Here is a 21,293-nt window from a genome sequence, read left to right on the forward strand (position 1 = left end):
GAAAATTTGATTTAATGACACAAACTAATACTTCTCACCCCAAAGGCCTTTATGTATTATTTTCCGCAGAAATGTGGGAACGTTTCAATTTTTATGGCATGCGTGCCCTACTTACCCTATTCTTAGTCAATGCTTTAGCTTTCAGACAAGATGAATCTTCCATCCTTTATGGTGGATTTCTAGGTTTAAGTTATATCACTCCTATGCTAGGTGGTTTTATTTCAGATAGGTATTTAGGAAATCGAATTTGCATCATTATTGGAGGTTTAGTGATGGCAACAGGACAATTATTTTTATTCAGTTCTGCCAGCACATTTGCTATAGACCTTTCACTTGCCACCAATTTAATGTGGACAGGATTGGCCTTTTTAATATTTGGAAATGGCTTTTTCAAACCAAATATTTCTTCAATGGTTGGGCACTTATATGAAAAAGGGGATTCAAAATTGGATGCTGCATTTACCATTTTTTATATGGGAATCAATTCTGGGGCCTTTTTGGGCATGTTAATATGTCCAATTTTAGGAGATGTGAAAAATGCTGACGGCACTAGAGTAGTAGAAGCATTTAAGTGGGGATTTTTAGCAGCAGGAATGGCAATGCTAATTGGAACTATCAGTTTTTACTTTTTAAAAAATAAATTTATAGTAAATCCTAAAGGTGAAGCCATTGGTACCCGACCACAATTTTCCGAAACAGAAATTGAAAAATCAGAAACAGAAAAAGCCGATTTTGGAACAAAATCTATTATTATTACTCTTTTAGTTTTTAGTGGGTTTGTTACATTTTTCCATTTGATGTTTCAAACAGCAGAGCCTAATGTAATTAAAGATTGGATTTATCCTGTAATTTATTCTGCAGGAATTAGTTTAGCATTTTTAATAATGACCGACAAAACAATCACAAAGGTAGAAAGAGACAGAATGTTTGTCCTTTATATTATTTGCTTCTTTGTTATATTTTTTTGGGCAGCATTCGAACAAGCCGGTTCCTCTTTAACTTTCATTGCAGATCAGCAAACTGACCTTCATATTTTTGGAATTGAATTACCTCCAAGCTCCATTCAGAACGCAAATTCATTCTTTATTATTTTCTTAGCCTTTCCATTTAGTTGGTTATGGATGAAACTTCAAAAAAGAAATTTAGAACCCAATTCTCCAACTAAACAATCTATCGGATTATTACTTCTTTCAATTGGGTATTTAATTATAGCCTTTCGAGTAAAAGATTTGGGAACAGAAAAAATGAATGTAATTTGGTTGATTCTTATGTACCTATTTCACACAATGGGTGAATTATGTTTATCGCCAATAGGCTTATCATTGGTTTCAAAATTAGCACCTAAAAGATTTTCTTCCCTACTTATGGGGGTTTGGTTTTTAGCAAATGCAGCAGGTTATGCACTTTCTGGAACTTTAGGAGCATTATTACCACCGCAAAAAATCAATTCATCCACTATTTTTCCTTCCTTTGCAGGTTTTCAAATCCATAATTTATATGAATTCTTTATGGTATTTGTGATTTTATCTGGAGTAGCAGCAATTGCACTTTATTTATTATCAATTGGACCATTGAAACGAATGATGCATGGAATTAGATAATTATTAATTATTAATTATTAATTGTTAATTGTTAATTGTTAATTGTTAATATGCTGAAACAGTATCGTCTCCGCGGGAATCGGCGCCACCTTGTAAATTTTTGTTAGGTAAAACCAATATACCCTCCACTAAACCAATTCCTCCAATTGGTGTGAAATTATATCCTTTTAAGGTAAGGCGTTGTATTTGTTCATCATTTAAACGTCCCTTCTCAAAAGTGACCTTATCAGGCATCCATTGGTGATGGAATCGTGGAAATTCAACGGCCTCTTGCATATTTTTACCAAATTCTAAAACATTTAATGTTGTTTGAAAGACCGAGGTTATAATTGTAGATCCACCTGGAGTGCCCACAACCATTTTTAATTTTCCATTTTCTTCAATAATAGTTGGAGTCATACTAGACAACATCCGTTTATTGGGTTGAATCTCATTGGCTTTTGAACCAATTAATCCATATAAATTAGGGGATCCAGGCTTTGCAGAAAAATCATCCATTTCATCATTTAATAAAAATCCAGCACCTCCTACAAACACCTTACTGCCATAAGAATTATTCAAAGTTGTGGTAATTGAAACTGCATTTCCTTCCCCATCTACAATAGAATAATGTGTAGTTTCTGGACTTTCATATCCTGGAAATGATCCATTTGAAATTTCAGTGCTCAAACTAGCCTTTTCAAAAGAAATATTTTTCATTCGAGAATCTGAATAATTTGTATCCAATAAATTTTCAACAGGAACTTTCACAAAATCAGGGTCACCCAACCATTTGGCACGATCAGCATATACACGTCGCTCTGCCTCAATCATAACCTGAAGTGTAGAATCCGAATTTGAACCCCATTTTTTTAATGGATAACTTTCAACCATTTCTAATAATTGCCCCAATGCCACTCCACCAGAAGATGGTGGTGGCATACCAATAATTTTATAATTTTTGTAATGGGTTTCTATTGGATTTCTCCAAACTGCTTGATAGGCCTTCAAATCCTTTTTTCGTATTAATCCTCCAGATTTTCGATTTTCTTTAGCAATTAAGCGCGCGGTTTTCCCTTTATAAAATCCTCTCCAACCCTTTTCTGCAACACGTTCTAGGGTTTTTGCCAAATCAGATTGAACGAACAAATCCCCTTTAAGCCAATCACCAGAATCTTTTAGCATATAATTTTTACCAGGATTATATTTCAAAAAATCATTTTTTTGTCTATTCAATCCACGAGCTTCTTTTTCAGTTAATGGTAAACCAGCTGCTGCCAATTCAATAGCTGGATTCACTAATTCTTTCCAAGGTAATTTTCCGAATTTTTGATGCATTGCAAAAATTCCAGCCACTGTACCTGGTACACCAACCGATAAAATCCCTGCTTGTGATTTTTCTGGAATAATATTTCCTTTTTCATCTAAATACATATCCCTACTTGCCTGAATAGGAGCTTTTTCTCTATAATCTAATGCATAATTCTTACCCGATTTATCTCTGTAAACTAAAAATCCACCACCACCAATATTACCGGCGGCTGGATGACAAACTGCTAGAGCGAAATTCACGGCAACGGCTGCGTCAATTGCATTTCCACCCTTTTTAAGAATATCTAAACCCACCTGACTTGCAACGGGATGAGTTGATACCACCATTCCGTTTTTACCTTCAATCAAAGGCTTAACAGTAGTTTGTGCATAAATAAAAGTTGAAATAAATAAATTAAGAAGTGTAAATGTTATAGTTTTCATAATTCAATAAGGAATAAGGAAACAAATTTAAAGAAATAGCCTTAACTTTGTCGATATTTTATATTGTTTCTAACAAATCGAATTATTAAAGTGGATATTTTTGAAAAAGTAGTAAAAAATATGGGGCCAATCGGTTCTCATGCACATTATTCTCATCATTATTTTTCTTTCCCAAAATTGACAGGCGAATTAGGGCCTAAAATGAAATTTATGGGCAAAGAAATGCTTAATTGGTCCTTAAACAACTATTTAGGCTTAGCTAACCACCCAGAAGTAAGAAAAGCTGATGCAGAAGCAACGGCAAAATACGGTTTAGCCTACCCAATGGGTGCACGTATGATGTCAGGAAATACAGATGAGCACGAAGAGTTTGAAAGACAATTGGCAGAATTCGTAGGAAAAGAAGATGCATTTTTGTTGAATTACGGCTACCAAGGAGTAATGTCTGTAATTGAATGCATGGTTGACCACAAGGATATTATTGTTTACGATGCTGAATCTCATGCTTGTTTGATCGATGGAATTCGCTTACACAAGGCTAAAATGGGAAAATATTATAAATTTAACCACAATGATATGGATTCTCTTAGAAAGAATCTAGAACGTGCAACAAAGGCTGTAGCTGAAACAGGTGGTGGAATTTTAGTGATCACAGAAGGTGTTTTTGGGATGTCCGGCAAAGTTGGTTCTTTAGATGAAATAGTTGAAATGAAAAAAGATTTCAATTTCCGTTTGTTAGTGGATGATGCTCACGGTTTTGGAACAATGGGTGCGAATGGCAAGGGAGTTGGCGAGCATTTAAATTGTCAAGAAGGCATTGATTTATATTTTTCAACATTTGCTAAGTCGATGGCAGCGATTGGTGCATTTATTGCCGCACCAAAAGACATCATCATGTATTTAAAATATAACATGAGATCCCAAACTTATGCCAAGGCATTGCCTATGCCATTTGTTATAGGTGGAATGAAGCGATTAGAACTTATCAAAAAACATCCTGAATTACGTGAGCAATTATGGGCAAATGTTCGTTCTTTACAAAAAGGATTAAAAGAAAAAGGTTTTGATATTGGAGAAACAACTTCGCCAGTCACACCTGTATTTTTACATGGAGATTATGACATCAAGGCAGTAACTGCATTAGTTCGTGATTTACGTGAAAATATGGGAATCTTCTGCTCAATAGTAGTTTATCCAGTTGTTCCTAAAGGACAAATCATGTTGCGTATCATTCCAACTTCTTCACATACACAGGAAGATATTGAATACACTACAACTTGTTTTGCTGAAGTACAAAATCGTCTAAAAAATGGCTATTATCGCCAAGATTAAGTGATTTTTAACAGCTTTTCCCCTTTTTTTGTTATTTTTTTACTTTTTTTTGAATTTTTTAAATAAAATAATTTGTGGGTAATAAGAAAATTGCTAAATTTCGCTTATTAATGCTTTTAAGGGGGCATTTTTAAACAATCTTATTTTTTACAACCTAAAAATTCAAATTAACATGAGCAGATTTGCACAAGTAAAAGACTTAGTTATGTCATTAGAGGCTGACTTCGAAAAATTCTATGACAAAGGAAATTCAGCAGCTGGAACACGCGTAAGAGGTGGTTTACAGTCATTGAAGACTTTAGCACAAGAAATTCGTACAGAAGTTCAAAATAAGAAGAACGCTGGTAAATAATTCGAAGGAATTGTTCAATAAAAAAAGCCTGAAATATTCAGGCTTTTTTTATGTTAAAATAATTCTTGATTTGAAACGGTTGCAATTCCATCTACCATAATCTTCCCTCTTTCTAATTCAAACACTTGGGTGGAAATTTCTGCAGAATGTTTTTTTTCATCTATAGATAAAATTTCAAAATAAGCTCTATACTCCTGCCCTACATAAATTGGACGTTTAAATTCTGTCATTTGTTTCAAATATACAGAACCATTGCCTGGAAAATCCATTCCCATTACTCTAGAAAATATACTATTAACCAAGGCACCATGAACAATAGGTTTCTTAAATGGTGTAGTTGCTGCAAATTCTTCATCAAAATGTAAGGGGTTAAAATCACCACTTACTTTACAAAAGTCATTTACATTTTCTTGATTAAAGGAAAATTTTAATTCGAAGTTTGATCCAACAGATAACATAATATTAGTATAATTAACGAACTTTGTAAAAAAAGTATTGAATGATTTATTTTATTTACAATCCTAATTCGGGCAGTAAAGGTACATTGAATTCAGAACAAATTTTATCAAAACTGAATAAAATACCTAATTCTAAGGTATTAATAACCCAATATCCAAACCATGCTACAGAATTTGTAAATGAAATACTTCCTTTAAATCCCGAAAGAATCATTGCCATAGGTGGAGATGGAACAATTAATGAAGTAGCTAAAAATTTAATTGGAACACAAATTCCCTTAGGGATTATACCAAAAGGTTCAGGAAATGGATTAGCTAGACATTTAGATTTATATAAACCATTTGATCAGGCTTTAGAAATTGCTTTGAAAAGTCAAAATTTTATAAACTCAGATGTAGCCTATTTTAATAATAAACCATTTTTCTGTACTGCCGGCATAGGTTTTGATGCGGCAGTAGCAAATGATTTTTCAAAAAGCAAAACAAGAGGTTTTATTAATTATATCATTTCAAGTTTTAGAATTAATAATTCTTATCAATCTATTGAAGTAAAATTTGAAAATGATAAATTCTTCGAACCCTATTTTTCAATAACCTTTGCCAATGCAAACCAATTTGGAAATCACGCTTATATTTCTCCAGGTTCTAATCTAACAGATCAAAATTTTGAGCTTATAAAAATCAAGCCAATCAATTTCTTCAAAAAAATTCAACTTGGAATTAGTCTATTTTTAAAAACCATTGAAAATCAGAATTTTGTAGAACTTTCTTCTACTTCAAATTGCAAATTAAAAGCTAAAGGAAATGGGTTTTATCATTTAGATGGCGAAATAGGTACTTGGGAAAATTTAGAACTAAACGTTTCCATCCAATCAGAGGCATTAAAAATCATCATCCCAAATTAAAATTATACAAAACGCTGACTATTAACACTTTACGAGTTATTTGTAATTATTCCAAACTATTGAATAAAAAAAATATTCAAAAAAAATCAATATTTTTTTCTTATACTTTTTCAAGCCAAAGTGCTAAATTAAGGAGGTTTAATTGCACAATTTTAAGGTGCAAATTTTAGGACCTTTTTTTTTATAAAAAAAGTAAAATAAATATTTTTTTAGAATTTGCAGCATCTATAAATTTTACTATTTTTGTCTCCCCACTAAAAAAACTGTTACGTTTTTTTTGGATTACCTACCCCAACAAAATAAATGATTTGAAATCCAGCAAAAAGATCGAAATCTTCTTGCCTAGAATAATATTGTCTAAAAAATTTAAATGCAATCTGAGTTAAACAAAGTATGGGCCAACTGTTTAAGTGTCATCAAAAGTGATCTAAACGAAAGCAGTTATGCGACTTGGTTTGCTCCAATAGTTCCTTTAAGATTTGTCAATAACACACTTACCATTCAGGTTCCTTCCCAATTTTTTTACGAGTGGCTTGAAGATAATTATGTAAATGTTTTACGAAAAGCCATTGATGTAGCCATAGGACGCCATGGATTGCTTGAATATTCAATAGTTGTAGATAAAGGCGATAAGAAAAACCCTCCGATTTCCTTCAATATTCCGAATCAAGTTAGTTCGAATAATACATTTGGGAATAAAAAAATTGAGGTTCCATCGAAAAGTCCTTTTCAAACTACTCCAACGGAGACACTTGAATTAGAATCATATTTAAATCCTAAATATACATTTGATAAGTTTATTGAAGGAGATTGTAATCGTTTGGGTAGAGCAGCGGGATTAGCTGTGGCCAATAAACCAGGTTTAACATCTTTTAATCCTTTAATGATTTATGGTGGAGTTGGTTTAGGTAAAACCCACCTAATTCAAGCCATTGGTAATCAAATTAAAAGTGATTATCCAGGTAAATTTGTATTATACGTTTCTACAGAAAAATTCACGAATCAATTCGTTAATGCAATTAGAAATAATTCAATTGAATCTTTTACTAATTTTTACCTTCAAGTAGATGTATTAATTATAGATGACGTACAGTTTTTATCTGGAAAAGAAAAAACCCAAGAAACATTCTTTAACATTTTTAATCATCTACATCAATCTGGTAAACAAATTATTCTTTCCTCTGATAGAGCACCACGCGAATTGAATGGAATGGAAGATCGTTTGTTATCTCGTTTCAAATGGGGATTAACAGCTGATTTACAACAACCAGATTACGAAACTCGTATTGCAATCATTCAAAAGAAATTACAAGATGATGGCATACAAATTGATTTTGAAGTTTTAGAATACCTAGCCCATACAATTCAAACAAACGTTAGAGAATTGGAAGGTGTAATCATTTCCCTAATGGCCCAGGCCTCTTTAACGAGAAAAGACATTGATTTAGAGTTAGCCAAATCAACTCTAAAATCAATTGTAAATGAACAAGAGAAGGAATTAAGTGTTGAAAATATTCTTGACGTGGTTACCACTTATTTTGAAGTAGACATGGATACTTTAAGAGGTAAGTGTAGAAAAAAGGAAAATGTTTTTCCTCGACAAGTAGCAATGTACCTTTTAAAAGAATTAACTAACCTACCATTAAAATCAATTGGATATCATTTTGGTGGCCGCGACCACAGCACAGTTATTCATGCGGTACAGGCAGTTTCAGAAGCAATGGAAACAGATAAATCCATTGAGAAAACAGTCAGAAAGTTGTACGGTAGATTTCATTAAAACAAAAATGGTTGCTTTTCAGCAACCATTTTTGTTAGTATCAATCTTCGCTATTCTCATTATCAAGTAATAAGGAATCATCTCCTTTAACTTTTTCTTTTATTTTAAGTTCAAGTTCATCCATCAATTCAGGATTATCCTTAATCAAATCTTTTACTGAATCTCTTCCTTGACCTAAACGATTTCCAGCATAGGAGAACCATGAACCTGATTTATCAATTATTCCTAAATCAACACCTAAATCTAAAATCTCACCAGCTTTAGATATTCCCTCACCATACATAATATCAAATTCTACTACTTTGAATGGAGGAGCCATTTTATTTTTAACCACCTTTACGCGGGTTCTGTTACCCGTAATTTGGTCAGCGCTTTCTTTAATTTGTCCAGCTCTACGAATATCCAAACGAACAGAAGCATAAAATTTCAAGGCATTTCCACCAGTTGTAGTTTCTGGACTACCAAACATAACACCTATTTTATCTCTCAATTGGTTGATAAAAATGCAACAACAACCTGTTTTATTAATAGTACCCGTTAATTTACGTAAGGCTTGTGACATCAAACGAGCTTGTAAACCCATTTTAGAATCTCCCATCTCCCCTTCAATTTCAGCTTTAGGAACCAAGGCAGCAACGGAGTCAATTACGATAATATCTATTGCACCAGAACTAATCAAGTGTTCTGCAATTTCCAAGGCTTGCTCTCCATTGTCTGGTTGAGAGATTAATAGGTTTTGGGTATCAATTCCTAATTTCTCAGCATACGATTTATCAAAAGCATGTTCAGCATCCACAAAAGCCGCAATACCACCATTTTTTTGCGCCTCAGCAATACAATGCATGGTCAAAGTAGTTTTACCTGAAGATTCTGGGCCATAAATCTCAACAATCCTTCCCCGTGGAACCCCACCAATTCCTAAGGCAAGGTCTAATCCTAATGAACCTGTAGAAATTACTGGAACATCCATCACCTTGCTATCGGAAAGTCGCATTACTGTTCCCTTACCATAAGCTTTATCTAACTTCTCTAAAGTTGTTTGTAGAGCTTTTAATTTTTCTGAAGCAATTGAGGATTGCTCGCCTGTCTGTTTTGCCATATAATTGTTCTCTAAATTTGAGTTGAACAAAAATAGGGAATAGAAATTAAATTTTTAAACAATAAACTGATATTATATTCTGTTTAATTGATAATTTCGTTGACAATATTTCTACCCATTGAAACAAATTTCACTTTTACTATTTATATTATTTAGCCTACTTCCCAAATTATATTCTCAGGAGGTACAGGGATTATTTCCTGGTGAAAAATTAACCTACAAAATCCACTTGGGTTTTATTCATGCTGCGGAAGCAACGATAAAAACAGCCCGACAATCCGAAACCATTTCTAATAAAAAAACTTATAAAATTGAAGTATTTGGCAAAACCTTAGGCATTTTCAATCTTTTAACTCCAGTTGAAGATTATTGGTCTGCCAATTTAACGGCTGATGATTTACTACCTTTGAGAACGGAATTCAGGAAAAGAGAAGTTGGATACAGAAAACAAGAAAGTGTTCAATTTTTACCGGAAAAAGAAATTGCTAAAATACATTCTCAGCAAAATAATCCCACTGACAAAATTCAGGAAATTTCCAAAACATGTAGAGACCTGATTTCTGGTTATTTCTTTTTAAGAAATCAAAATATTAATCAAGCAAAAGCTGGACAAAAATTTACTGCAAAGATTTTAATGGATAGTAAAATCTATGATTTATGGGTCATAGTTAAAGGAAACGATACCATTGAAAATAATTTAGGCAAAAGAAATTGCGTTAGGGCATCAATGGTTTTACCTAAAAACAATTTATTTGAAGATCAGGATGCCATTCGTATTTGGATCAGCGATGACAAATATCAGGTTCCTTACAAAATAGAGGTTCAATTAAAATTTGGGCATTTAAGCATCGATTTGGTTGACTACCAAATTAATGATAAAAAAATTTATTAATCTTTTTTCAAGGCCTTCGCATAAACCTCCAAAACCCTAGTGCGTGCAAATTCATGTACAACTATAGGTTTAGGATAATTAAATTCTTGAAATTCAGGAACCCATTTTTTGATATATTTTAAATCTGGATCAAACTTTTTGGTTTGAAGTTCTGGATTAAATACTCTAAAATAGGGTGCAGCATCACAACCTGATCCAGATGCCCATTGCCAACCACCATTATTTGCTGAAAAATCAAAATCAAGTAATTTTTCAGCAAAATAGGCCTCACCCCATCTCCAATCAATTAACAAATGTTTAACTAAAAAACTAGCAACAATCATTCGTACACGATTGTGCATAAATCCGGTAGAATTTAACTCTCTCATCCCTGCATCAACAATTGGATAGCCAGTTTTACCTTCCATCCACGCTTTAAATTCGACTTCATTGTTTCTCCATTCTATAAAATCATAAGCGGGTTTAAAGCTTTTGCCGTTTGAAATATGTGGAAAATGAAATAAAATATTGAAATAAAAATCTCGCCAAATCAATTCATTCAGATAAACCTCAGAATATTTAGAGGCTATTGCAACTAATTTCCTAATAGATATAGTTCCAAAACGAAGATGTACAGATAGATGACTTGTGGCATCTAAAGAAGGGAAATCTCGATTTGCACCATAACCTGGCAACAATTCCAAATTAAGTGCAGAACTAGGAAACGATAAATTAGTTTTTTCAAAACCGATGTCCGATAAACTTGGAAATTCAAAATCTGATTGAAAAAAGTTTACAATGGTTTCAGAAGGATAATGGATAATTGGATTTTCTTGTAAAGCTTTCTTCCATCTACGTGAATAAGGAGTATATATTGTGTAAGGAGTATTTTGTCCTGACAAAACCTCATTTTTCTCAAAAATAACTTGGTCTTTAAATGTATGAAAAGAAATATTTTGTGTTTCGAGAAAAGTTTTAATCGAAGAATCCCGTTCGATAGCGTACCCTTCATAATCATGATTGGTGTAAACTGAATCTATAACAAATTCATTCACTAATTCTTGATAGGCTTCAATGGGCGATTTAAAAAATACTTTTAAGGAAGACTTAAATTCATGTAAATGTGAATTTACTTGTTGAAGACGCTGATGAATAAATTCAACTCTAGCATCTTTTTTAGAAGGTAATTTTGATAGAATATTGGGGTCAAAAATAAAAATTGGCAAAATAGGAAGACCCAACTTAGATGCTTCGAATAATCCGTGATTATCCTCTAATCTTAAATCTCTTCGAAACCAAAAAACAACTATTTTATCTTTTTTCATGCCTCTAAGTTCTGAAATAATCGCTTTTAAAAAAATAGCTTGACAAGCCCCCCTTTGAAATTGTATATTTGTAGCTTATATAAAAAACATCCAAGTTTTAATTTTCAAAACGTATGAAATTATCTGAATTCAGATTTGATTTACCCCAAAGTTTAATTGCACTACATCCAGCTGAAAATAGAGAAGATGCTCGAATGATGGTTATCAACCGTAAAAATAAAACGATTGAACATAGAAAATTCACAGATATCGTAGAATATTTTGGCGAAGGTGATGTAATGGTTACCAATAACACAAAAGTTTTTCCTGCACGCTTGTATGGAAATAAGGAAAAAACTGGTGCTAAAATTGAGGTATTTTTGTTAAGAGAATTAAATCGCGAACATCGTTTATGGGATGTTTTGGTAGATCCAGCTCGTAAAATCCGTGTAGGTAATAAATTATATTTTGGCGAATCTGATTTAGTTGCTGAAGTAATTGACAACACTACTTCTCGTGGTAGAACCATTCGATTCCTATATGATGGAGATCATGAAGCTTTAATGAATGCGATTCATGAATTAGGAGAAACGCCACTTCCTGATGAAATTCGTTCGAAGAGAGAAGCAAATGATGATGACAGAGAGCGTTTTCAAACCATTTTCGCAGAACATATTGGAGCGGTTGCTGCCCCAACAGCAGGTTTACACTTTTCAAAAATTGTAATGAAAAGAATGGAATTGAATGGTGTAACCTTCACTCCTATTACATTACACGTTGGTTTAGGTACCTTTAGACAAGTTGATGTTGAGGATTTAACTAAACACAAAACAGATTCTGAGCAATTCATGATTCAGCCTGAAACCTGTGAATTAGTAAATGAGGCTATTGATAATAAAAAACAAGTTTTAGCTGTTGGAACAACTGTTTTAAAAGCGCTGGAATCTTCAGTTTCTGCTAGTGGACATTTAAAACCAATTGATAGTTGGACGGATAAATTCATTTTCCCTCCTTATGAATTCAAAATTTCTACAGCTCTATTAACCAATTTCCATTTACCTGAGTCAATATTATTAATGATGGCATCTGCATTTGGTGGCTATGAGTTAATACAGGAGGCCTATAAGCAAGCAATTAAAGAAAAATACAGATTCTTCTCTTACGGAGATGTTATGTTAATCATTTAATAAACAAAGGTTTATTTTGAAAAAGTATGTCATAATTGTTGCTGGGGGCTCAGGCTCTCGAATGGGAACAGATGTTCCCAAACAATTTTTGATGCTTCAAAATAAACCTATTTTACTACATACAATAGAAAAATTCGTACAAACTGTACCTGAAATTTCTATTGTATTGGTTTTACCCAAAAGTCAAATTTCCTATTGGATCAATTTATGTTCTGAACAAATCCATATACCAGCGCATGAAATTGTAACTGGTGGAGAAACCAGATTTCATTCATCTTACAATGGGATTTTGTCGATTCAAGAAGATGAGGCACTTGTGGCTATTCATGATGGTGTACGGCCCTTTCCTTCTGAAAAATCTATTCTGAATGCATTTCAACAAGCAGAAGAAAAAGGAAATGCGGTATTTGCTGTAGACAGCAAAGATTCCATTAGAAAATGGAATGCAAACAAACAAAATTTTGAGGCTGTAAAACGAGAAGAAATAAAAATTATTCAAACACCTCAGATCTTTAAACTAAGTAGCCTTCAAGAGGCGTTTAATAAAGGATATAAACCTTTTTACACAGATGATGCAAGTGTAGTTGAAAACAATGGCGAAGAGATTCATCTAATTGAAGGAAATTATGAAAACATTAAAATAACAACTCCAGAAGATTTATTATTGGCTGAGGTTATTTTAAAAAACAATTAAAAAATGGATAAATTTTGGCCTAATATAGGCGAAAGAATTTTAAAACATAAAGTAATAATTCTCATTCTTATTGCAATTGCAAGTATAGGATTTGGGTTTATTGCCAGTAAAATTCAACTGAGTTATGAATTAGCTAAAATTCTTCCAAAAACAGACCCTCGCTTTCAATTGTATGAAAGTTTTAAAAAGAAATATGGTGAAGATGGTAGTGTAATTGTAATTGGTTTAGAAAATAAAAATCTTTTTACACCGAAAGAATTTAGTCTTTGGAAAAACTTAAATGATTCTTTAAAAAATCAAAAAGGAATTAAAAATGTTGTTTCCTTAAGTAATATCCCAGAAGTATATATAGATTCAAGTACAAATACATTTCAAACAAAAAGTATTTGGGGTAAAGACTTAACTATCAACCAAATTCATTTAGATAATTTTAAATCCAAATTAGAAAGACTTCCAATTTTCAAAAACTTCCTTTTCACTGAAGATTTTGAAAATCATTTAATGCTTGTTACGCTCGACCAAAAAACGATAAATGATAAAAGCAGAATAACACTCGTTAAAAAGGTTAAAAAACTAGGCTCAGCTTATTCTCTAGAATCTGGACATACCTTGCATTATTCTGGAATGCCCTATATTCGAACGGAATTAACAGCCCAAGTAACCAATGAATTATTTATCTTTTTGGGATTAGCCATTTTAGTTACTTCTGTAATTCTCTTCTATTTTTTTCGATCTTTCCAAGTTGTATTTTTCGCTTTAATCGTCATTTTAATTGGCATTATTGCCTCATTGGCAACCATTGTATTATTTGATTATAAAATCACCCTGTTATCTGGCTTAATTCCGCCTTTGATTGTAATCATTGGAGTACCCAACGTTATTTTCTTATTGAATAAATACCACGAAACCTATTTACAAACCAAGGATAAATTATTTTCTTTAAAGGAAAGTGCTTCAAAAGTTGGAAGAACCTTGTTTTTAGCCAATTTAACAACTTCCATTGGCTTTGGAGTTTTTGCATTTACAGGTTCAGCATTATTAGTGGAATTTGGGATTGTAGCTTCTTTAAATGTTATGATAACATTTGCCATTTCCTTGCTTTTAATTCCAATTTTCTTCTCCTTTTTGAAAGTTCCTCAAGAAAAAGATTTAGCACATTTTGAAAGCAAAAAGGTAACAAAGGTTTTAACCAATGTTGAAAAATGGGTTTTTTACAACAGAAAAGGCATTTATGCACTAGTTTTCGGAATTGTACTAATCGGAATTTATGGGATTACAAAAATAAAAGCTATCGGTTATATTGTTGATGACCTACCTCAAGAAAATGCCATTTATACAGATTTAAAATACATTGAAGAAAAATTCAAAGGTGTAATGCCTTTTGAAATTTCGATTGATTCTAGAAAAAATGGACAAGCATTGAGTACTGAAATATTAACGAAAATCAAAAGAACAGAAAAACTCATTGCAAAATATCCAGAATTCACCAACGGTCTTTCCGTTTTAACTGCAACTAAATATTTGTACCAGGTATATAGAGGTGGAGATCCTAAATATTTCATTTTGCCTGGAATTGATGAATTAGCCAAATTGAAAGACTTCCAATCTAGTTTGAAAGGAAAGGATAATATGTTTTCCGGTTTTATTGATAAAGACAGAAGGTACACTCGTGTAAGTTTTCAAATGCGCGATGCAGGAACTGTTCGAACAAAGGAATTATATGAAATTTTACAACCCAAAATAGATTCCATATTTAGGACAGATTCAGAAACAGGTGAAATCCTTTCAGAAAATAATCCAAAAGCATACCATGCAGAAATCACAGGAAATGCGGTTGTAAATAGTTTCCAAAACGATTATTTACAAAGGAACTTGATAGAAAGTACCATTACTGCCATTTTACTGATTTGTCTTTTGATGGCCTTTTTATTTAGAAGTTGGAAAATGGTTATCATTAGTACACTACCAAGTTTAATTCCTTTAGTCATTACTGCCGGACTAATGGGCCTATTTAATATTGCTCTAAAACCTAGCACCATTTTGATATTTTCAATTGCATTTGGTATTTCTAGTGATGGTACAGTTTATTTTCTGACCCGCTACAAGGAAGAATTTGCTAAAAACTCAAATGATATTAAAAAGGCAATTCAGTTAACCATACAAAATACGGGTGTATCAATGTTTTATACAGCCATGATTTTATTTTTTGGATTTTTCATTTTTACTGCATCAACCTTTAAAGGAACCCAGGCATTAGGTATACTAGTTTCTATTACCCTTCTGATGGCTATGGTTTGTAATTTGATTTTACTACCATCATTTTTAATGAGCTTGAATAAAAAAGAAATTGAATCGATCATTAAGGAAGAAATATGATAGCTGAAAAATCTAGCTCCATTTATACTATACCTTTTTGGCTTTTATGTTCAAGTAATTTCTTGTTTTCAGCAAGTTTTTCTATGATAATCCCCGAATTGCCCGATTATTTGGCATCAATGGGCGGAAAGGAATATATTGGATTTATCATTTCATTATTTACTTTAACGGCAGGATTATCCAGACCTTTTTCAGGTAAGTTAACAGATCATGTGGGTCGAGTACCCATAATGGCATTGGGTTCGATTGTTTGTTTTATTATAAGTGGTTTTTATACAGTTGTACATAGTGTTTGGGGATTTTTATTGCTTCGATTTTTACATGGAATGTCGACAGGCACCAAACCAACTGCAACAGCTGCCTATGTAGCTGATGTCATACCGGAAGATCGAAGAGGTGAAGCACAAGGAACTTTAGGGATTTTTACTGCCACAGGAATGTCTATTGGACCAGCCATTGGAGGTTTTTTGGCAAATTCCTTTGGTTTAGATCCCATGTTTTACATTTCAGGTCTTTTTGCCTTATTATCCATTTTAATCTTATTAAAATTAGAAGAAACTTTACCTCCTACGATGAAGCGTAAATTTTCTTTAAAATTATTAAAAATCAATTGGTCAGATGTATTTGAACCTAAAGTTGCCCCAGTTTTTTGGATCATGCTTTTGGTTTCATTTTCCTCAGGTGCAGTTTTAACCCTAGTTCCAGATATATCAAAATCAGTTGGTATCAATAACAAAGGACTATATTTCAGTATTTATACCATTGCCTCCATTGTTGTTCGCATTTTCTTTTCAAAATCATCTGATAAATACGGAAGAATACCCGTTTTAATCTATTCATGTATTTCTTTAGCTATAGGAATGTTTTTGTTGGTCAGTAATCCAACGCCTATCGCATTAATTTTATCTGCCATATTTTATGGAATCTCCTGGGGATTCAATACCCCTACACTTGCTGCTTGGACCAATGACTTGGGAGATGCAAAACACATGGGAAGAGCCATGGCAACGATGTATATAGCTTTAGAAGCAGGTATAGGAATTGGCGCTTATATCAGTGGTTATATTTACCAAGGAGATTTATTAAAAACCCCACTACCCTTTCTCCTTTCTGGACTACTAGCATTACTTTCTCTAATTGTTTTAAAATTAAATGCCAGCAACTGGACATTAAAATAAAAATCCGTAAACGATTACAAGTTTCAACTTTTTGTATTATTTTTAGTAATCGTATTACTTTATGAATAATTCTTATCGGATGTTCTTCAAATAATACAAAAGTTTGAAATTTGTGACATTAAAAATCAATTTATGCAATCGAGTGAATTAGAAAAATTATTTCCGGCGGAAGGAGCAATTCCTAAGGAATATGCTTTAGAAAAACCCATTGAACAAAGAGAATATTTGGTTAATGGAGAAATGAGACAATGGAAAGGTAAGACCCAAGATGTGTGGTCTCCTATTTATATTAAAACTGACAAAGGTTTGGAGCAAAAAAGAATTGGCTCCTACCCAATTACAGATGCTACCGATGCCATGGAGGTATTGTATGCTGGAGTAAAAGCCTATTCAAATGGTCGGGGAGAATGGCCATCCATGAGCGTTTCAAAGCGTATTGAATGTGTGGAAAAATTCACACAAAAGATGATCCAAAAAAGAGACGAAGTTGTCAAATTATTAATGTGGGAAATTGGTAAATCTTTAGCTGATTCTCAAAAGGAATTTGATAGAACGGTTCAATACATTTATGATACAATTGGTGCTTTAAAAGACATTGATAGAACTTCCTCTACTTTTTTAATTGAAGAAGGAATCATTGGTCAAGTTAGACGTTCTCCATTGGGAGTTGTCTTGTGTATGGGTCCATTTAATTATCCTTTAAATGAAACCTTTACAACTTTAATCCCAGCATTAATAATGGGAAATACGGTTTTATTCAAACCACCAAAACATGGTACATTATTGCATTATCCTTTATTAGAAGCATTTAAAGATTCGTTTCCTGCTGGTGTTATTAATACCTTGTATGGAAGAGGAAACAACATTATTCCTCAATTGATGGAGTCAGGCAAAATAGATGTTTTGACTTTAATTGGATCTTCTAAGGTAGCTGATAAATTAAAGAAAATGCACCCGAAAGTAAATCGTTTACGTGCAATCTTAGGTTTAGATGCTAAAAATGCTGCAATTGTTACCGAAAGTGCGCAATTAGAAAACGCTATCAATGAATGTGCTTTAGGTTCTTTATCTTTTAACGGACAAAGATGTACTGCCATTAAAATTATCTTTGTACATCGTTCTTTAGTAGATGAATTTAATAAAGGCTTAGCAGAGAAAATTGAACAATTGAAAGTAGGTATGGTATGGGATAAAGGTGTCCAAATCACACCACTTCCAGAGCCTAACAAGCCGGCGTATCTAAAAGAATTAATTGAGGATGCTAAATTGCATGGTGCAAAGGTTTTGAATCCACACGGAGGAGAAAACTATAAATCCTTATTTTTCCCTGCCTTATTGTACCCAGTGAACAATAAGATGAAGATTTGGGAGGAAGAGCAATTTGGTCCAGTGGTACCAGTTGTACCGTTTGATGATATCATGGAGCCAATTGATTACATCCACGAATCTTCGCACGGTCAACAAGTAGCAATTTTTGGAACGGATGTTAATCAAATTTCTTCTTTAATTGATGAAACAGTAAATCAGGTATCTCGTGTAAATGTAAATGCACAATGTCAACGAGGACCTGACTCCTTCCCTTTCACAGGAAGAAAAGATTCTGCAGAAGGAACATTATCAGTAACTGCTGCTTTGCGCTCTTTCTCAATTAGAACTGTTGTTGCAACAAAGGCAAATCAGTTGAATAAAGACATCGTGAATCAGATTGTGGAAAATCAGCAGTCGAATTTCTTATCGACGAGATTCATATTATAATTGTTAATTGTTAATTGTAAATTGTTAATTGATAATTATAGATTAATTTTAAGAGGAGATTTATTCTCCTCTTTTTTTATACTATCATATCAATTTAAGTCAAACATTAATGAAACTACTAAAATTAATTCCATTTGCCTTTCTAGCCCTAATATCTTGTACCACTTTAAATCCATTTACTGGCCAAAAGACTCTAGGGGTTTCAAACCAAGAATTATTTCCCTTAACATTTCAGGAATATGATAAGTTTTTATCAGAGTCAAAAGTCATTAAAAACACCAAAGAAGCTAAGCAAATAGATTTAGTAAGAGAAAAATTGGTAAAAGCCGCCCAATCTTATTTAGCAAAAAAAGGGTTTCCAGATTATTTAAAAGATTATAAATGGGAAAGTAAATTAGTAGATGACAAACAAGTAAATGCTTGGTGCATGCCCGGTGGAAAAATAGTTTTTTACACGGGAATACTTCCTATTTGCCAAACTGAAGCTGGCATAGCTACAGTAATGGGGCATGAAATTGCACACGCCCTGGCCAATCATGGTGGGCAACGCATGAAAGCATCTGAATTGCAACAATATGGAGCACTGGCAATTTCAATAGCAACTGCCAAAAAAGATACTAGTACTCAAAACACTTGGCAACAATATTACGGAATTGGAACTCAAGTAGGAATTATGTTACCATTTAGTCGTTCTCACGAAACTGAAGCAGATAAAATAGGATTAATTCTTATGAAAGAAGCTGGTTACAATTTACAAGAAGCCATCAAATTTTGGGAAAGAATGGAACAGAAATCATCAGGATCTGATGTTCCTGAGTTTTTAAGCACACACCCAAGTCACGAGAGAAGGATTGCGAATTTGAAGGAGGAGATAAATAAATTATAAGTTAAAAGTTGAAAGTTGAAAAAAAATAATTTTCAACTTTCAACTTTCAACTTACAATGTGGCGCGTTGACTTTTAACAGTTGCGTCGGTAATAAAATCGTCGTAGGTCATTAATTTATCAAGATGACGATCTGATCCTATTTCAATAATTCTATTGGCTACCGTATTGGTTAATTGATGGTCGTGACACGTGAATAAAACAGTACCAGGGAATTCTATCATTCCGTTGTTAAGAGCAGTAATAGATTCTAAGTCTAAGTGATTGGTAGGCTCATCGAATAAAAGTACGTTTGCACCGGACAACATCATTCGAGAAAACATACATCTTTGTTTTTCTCCACCTGAAAGAACAGTACATTTCTTTAATGCCTCGTCACCTGAGAATAACATTCTTCCTAAGAAACCACGAATAAAACTTTCATCTTTTTCAGTTGAATATTGTCTTAACCAATCAACTAAATTCAATGAATCTTCTTTAAAGTATTTAGCATTATCATTTGGCAAATAGGTTTGAGTAGTTGTAACTCCCCATTTAAATTCACCGCCTGTTGCCTGTTTTTCACCCATTAAAATATCATATAGAGCTGTGATTGCTAATGAATCCTTTGCTAAAAAAGCAACTTTATCTCCTTTATTGATGGTAAAACTTAAGTTTTTAAATAATGTAACTCCTTCATCAGTAGTAGCTGAAAGATTTTCAACGGATAACAATTGATCTCCTGCCTCTCTTTCAGGCTTAAAATTGATAAATGGATATTTTCTTGAAGAAGGTTGAATATCTTCAACTTGTAGTTTATCCAACATTTTTTGTCGAGCAGTTGCTTGCTTAGATTTTGCAACGTTTGCAGAAAAACGACGAATAAATTCTTCTAATTCTTTCCTTTTCTCCTCCGTTTTCTTGTTTTGGTCAGATCTTTGTCGAGCCGCCAATTGAGAAGATTCATACCAGAAAGTATAGTTACCACCGTATAATTGAATTTTTCCAAAATCAAGGTCCGCAATGTGGGTACAAACATTGTCAAGGAAGTGACGGTCGTGGGAAACTACAATAACCGTATTTTTAAAATTCATTAAGAAGTTTTCTAACCACAAAATGGAATCAATATCCAAGTTATTGGTAGGTTCATCGAGTAATAATATATCTGGATTACCGAAAAGGGCTTGAGCTAATAAAACCTTTACTTTATCTGAACCATTTAATTCTTTAAGAAGCGAATAGTGCAAATCTTCTTTTACACCTAATCCACTCAATAATGAACCAGCTTCAGATTCAGCTTCCCAACCATTTAATTCAGCAAATTCAGCTTCTAAATCGGCAGCACGATTTCCATCAGCTTCGGTAAAATCTTCTTTCAAATAAATGGCATCTTTTTCAATCATGATATCGTAAAGACGCTTATTACCCATAATTACAGTTTGTAAAACAGGAACCTCTTCGTATTCAAAGTGATTTTGCTTTAAAAAAGACATCCTTTCTCCCGAATTCATTGAAACAGAACCCGTTTGAGATTCCAATTCTCCTGATAATATTTTTAGAAAAGTAGATTTTCCAGCGCCATTTGCACCAATCAAACCATAACAATTGCCTTCAGTAAATTTGATATTTACTTCTTCGAACAATACTCTTTTCCCAAAACGTAGGGAAATATTTGAAACCGATAACATATTTTGAAAATTTAAGGTGCAAAATTACTCAATTTTTACTTAGAAAAAATCGAAAAATTATTCCTTATGAATAAAATTTTGCAATTTACAGGTCAATTTACCTTGGCTTGAACCGC

17 protein-coding genes are annotated in these 21,293 nt (G+C 32.9%); 12 read left to right on the top strand and 5 right to left on the bottom strand.

Annotated features, from left to right (window positions below; translation table 11 throughout):
• Positions 1-14: 14 nt before the first annotated feature.
• Positions 15-1,601 carry a peptide MFS transporter gene (locus EOJ36_RS02260; protein ID WP_127802392.1) on the top strand — a complete coding sequence of 529 codons (1,587 nt, stop codon included), beginning with the start codon at positions 15-17 and terminating at the stop codon, positions 1,599-1,601.
• Between the two features lie 45 nt (positions 1,602-1,646).
• Here the strand turns inward: EOJ36_RS02260 and ggt are convergent, their stop codons facing one another.
• Positions 1,647-3,335, bottom strand: a complete 1,689-nt coding sequence (gene ggt / locus EOJ36_RS02265) for a gamma-glutamyltransferase (RefSeq protein WP_127802393.1) — start codon at positions 3,333-3,335, stop codon at positions 1,647-1,649.
• 90 nt (positions 3,336-3,425) lie between these two features.
• On the opposite strand from ggt, the gene EOJ36_RS02270 reads away from it, so the two are divergent.
• Positions 3,426-4,667, top strand: coding sequence for an aminotransferase class I/II-fold pyridoxal phosphate-dependent enzyme (locus EOJ36_RS02270; RefSeq protein ID WP_127802394.1), 1,242 nt, complete (start codon positions 3,426-3,428; stop codon positions 4,665-4,667).
• A 172-nt stretch (positions 4,668-4,839) separates the two neighbouring features.
• Complete coding sequence (locus EOJ36_RS02275; RefSeq protein ID WP_127802395.1) at positions 4,840-5,019, top strand: histone H1; 180 nt, start codon at positions 4,840-4,842, stop codon at positions 5,017-5,019.
• Positions 5,020-5,072: 53 nt separating this feature from the next.
• On the opposite strand, the gene EOJ36_RS02280 is transcribed toward EOJ36_RS02275, so the two are convergent.
• On the bottom strand, positions 5,073-5,477 hold the full coding sequence (locus EOJ36_RS02280) for a MaoC family dehydratase (RefSeq protein WP_127802396.1): 405 nt from the start codon (positions 5,475-5,477) through the stop codon (positions 5,073-5,075).
• A gap of 41 nt (positions 5,478-5,518) precedes the next feature.
• Between EOJ36_RS02280 and EOJ36_RS02285 the strand changes: the two genes are divergently transcribed.
• A complete protein-coding gene (locus EOJ36_RS02285; protein ID WP_127802397.1) occupies positions 5,519-6,382 on the top strand; it encodes a diacylglycerol/lipid kinase family protein in 864 nt (287 codons plus the stop codon).
• 370 nt (positions 6,383-6,752) lie between these two features.
• Positions 6,753-8,162: a chromosomal replication initiator protein DnaA gene (dnaA, locus tag EOJ36_RS02290; protein ID WP_127802398.1), complete on the top strand. Its 1,410-nt coding sequence runs from the start codon at positions 6,753-6,755 to the stop codon at positions 8,160-8,162.
• 40 nt (positions 8,163-8,202) lie between these two features.
• On the opposite strand, the gene recA is transcribed toward dnaA, so the two are convergent.
• Positions 8,203-9,261 carry a recombinase RecA gene (gene recA / locus EOJ36_RS02295; RefSeq protein WP_127802399.1) on the bottom strand — a complete coding sequence of 353 codons (1,059 nt, stop codon included), beginning with the start codon at positions 9,259-9,261 and terminating at the stop codon, positions 8,203-8,205.
• 118 nt (positions 9,262-9,379) lie between these two features.
• Between recA and EOJ36_RS02300 the strand changes: the two genes are divergently transcribed.
• Positions 9,380-10,153 (top strand): DUF3108 domain-containing protein, encoded by a 774-nt coding sequence (locus EOJ36_RS02300; protein ID WP_127802400.1) that lies wholly within the window; start codon positions 9,380-9,382, stop codon positions 10,151-10,153.
• Here the strand turns inward: EOJ36_RS02300 and EOJ36_RS02305 are convergent.
• Positions 10,150-11,457: a cryptochrome/photolyase family protein gene (locus EOJ36_RS02305; protein WP_127802401.1), complete on the bottom strand. Its 1,308-nt coding sequence runs from the start codon at positions 11,455-11,457 to the stop codon at positions 10,150-10,152. The two genes, EOJ36_RS02300 and EOJ36_RS02305, sit on opposite strands and share 4 nt — an antisense overlap.
• A gap of 113 nt (positions 11,458-11,570) precedes the next feature.
• On the opposite strand from EOJ36_RS02305, the gene queA reads away from it, so the two are divergent.
• The 6 genes from queA (at position 11,571) to EOJ36_RS02335 (ending at position 19,512) form a co-directional block, all read left to right on the top strand.
• Positions 11,571-12,623: a tRNA preQ1(34) S-adenosylmethionine ribosyltransferase-isomerase QueA gene (gene queA / locus EOJ36_RS02310; protein ID WP_127802402.1), complete on the top strand. Its 1,053-nt coding sequence runs from the start codon at positions 11,571-11,573 to the stop codon at positions 12,621-12,623.
• Positions 12,624-12,639: 16 nt separating this feature from the next.
• Entirely contained in the window at positions 12,640-13,317 is a 678-nt protein-coding gene (locus EOJ36_RS02315; protein ID WP_127802403.1) for a 2-C-methyl-D-erythritol 4-phosphate cytidylyltransferase, read from the top strand.
• A 3-nt stretch (positions 13,318-13,320) separates the two neighbouring features.
• A complete protein-coding gene (locus tag EOJ36_RS02320) occupies positions 13,321-15,693 on the top strand; it encodes an efflux RND transporter permease subunit (protein WP_127802404.1) in 2,373 nt (790 codons plus the stop codon).
• Entirely contained in the window at positions 15,690-16,871 is a 1,182-nt protein-coding gene (locus tag EOJ36_RS02325; protein ID WP_127802405.1) for an MFS transporter, read from the top strand. The genes EOJ36_RS02320 and EOJ36_RS02325 overlap by 4 nt, the downstream gene beginning before the upstream one ends.
• 132 nt (positions 16,872-17,003) lie before the next feature.
• On the top strand, positions 17,004-18,626 hold the full coding sequence (locus EOJ36_RS02330) for an NADP-dependent glyceraldehyde-3-phosphate dehydrogenase (protein WP_127802406.1): 1,623 nt from the start codon (positions 17,004-17,006) through the stop codon (positions 18,624-18,626).
• A gap of 109 nt (positions 18,627-18,735) precedes the next feature.
• A complete protein-coding gene (locus EOJ36_RS02335; protein WP_127802407.1) occupies positions 18,736-19,512 on the top strand; it encodes a M48 family metallopeptidase in 777 nt (258 codons plus the stop codon).
• 51 nt (positions 19,513-19,563) lie between these two features.
• On the opposite strand, the gene EOJ36_RS02340 is transcribed toward EOJ36_RS02335, so the two are convergent.
• A complete protein-coding gene (locus EOJ36_RS02340; RefSeq protein ID WP_127802408.1) occupies positions 19,564-21,177 on the bottom strand; it encodes an ABC-F family ATP-binding cassette domain-containing protein in 1,614 nt (537 codons plus the stop codon).
• Between the last annotated feature and the right edge of the window lie 116 nt (positions 21,178-21,293).

Origin of the sequence: Sandaracinomonas limnophila, from assembly GCF_004005965.1 — a bacterium.
GTDB lineage: Bacteria > Bacteroidota > Bacteroidia > Cytophagales > Spirosomataceae > Sandaracinomonas > Sandaracinomonas limnophila.

Bases quoted from the DNA above. Each gene is read 5' to 3' on its own strand.
- EOJ36_RS02260 (WP_127802392.1), top strand. From the start codon at position 15: ATGACACAAACTAATACTTCTCACCCCAAAGGCCTTTATGTATTATTT.
- ggt (WP_127802393.1), bottom strand. From the start codon at position 3,335: ATGAAAACTATAACATTTACACTTCTTAATTTATTTATTTCAACTTTT.
- EOJ36_RS02275 (WP_127802395.1), top strand. From the start codon at position 4,840: ATGAGCAGATTTGCACAAGTAAAAGACTTAGTTATGTCATTAGAGGCT.
- EOJ36_RS02280 (WP_127802396.1), bottom strand. From the start codon at position 5,477: ATGTTATCTGTTGGATCAAACTTCGAATTAAAATTTTCCTTTAATCAA.
- EOJ36_RS02285 (WP_127802397.1), top strand. From the start codon at position 5,519: ATGATTTATTTTATTTACAATCCTAATTCGGGCAGTAAAGGTACATTG.
- dnaA (WP_127802398.1), top strand. From the start codon at position 6,753: ATGCAATCTGAGTTAAACAAAGTATGGGCCAACTGTTTAAGTGTCATC.
- recA (WP_127802399.1), bottom strand. From the start codon at position 9,261: ATGGCAAAACAGACAGGCGAGCAATCCTCAATTGCTTCAGAAAAATTA.
- EOJ36_RS02305 (WP_127802401.1), bottom strand. From the start codon at position 11,457: ATGAAAAAAGATAAAATAGTTGTTTTTTGGTTTCGAAGAGATTTAAGA.
- queA (WP_127802402.1), top strand. From the start codon at position 11,571: ATGAAATTATCTGAATTCAGATTTGATTTACCCCAAAGTTTAATTGCA.
- EOJ36_RS02320 (WP_127802404.1), top strand. From the start codon at position 13,321: ATGGATAAATTTTGGCCTAATATAGGCGAAAGAATTTTAAAACATAAA.
- EOJ36_RS02325 (WP_127802405.1), top strand. From the start codon at position 15,690: ATGATAGCTGAAAAATCTAGCTCCATTTATACTATACCTTTTTGGCTT.
- EOJ36_RS02330 (WP_127802406.1), top strand. From the start codon at position 17,004: ATGCAATCGAGTGAATTAGAAAAATTATTTCCGGCGGAAGGAGCAATT.
- EOJ36_RS02335 (WP_127802407.1), top strand. From the start codon at position 18,736: ATGAAACTACTAAAATTAATTCCATTTGCCTTTCTAGCCCTAATATCT.
- EOJ36_RS02340 (WP_127802408.1), bottom strand. From the start codon at position 21,177: ATGTTATCGGTTTCAAATATTTCCCTACGTTTTGGGAAAAGAGTATTG.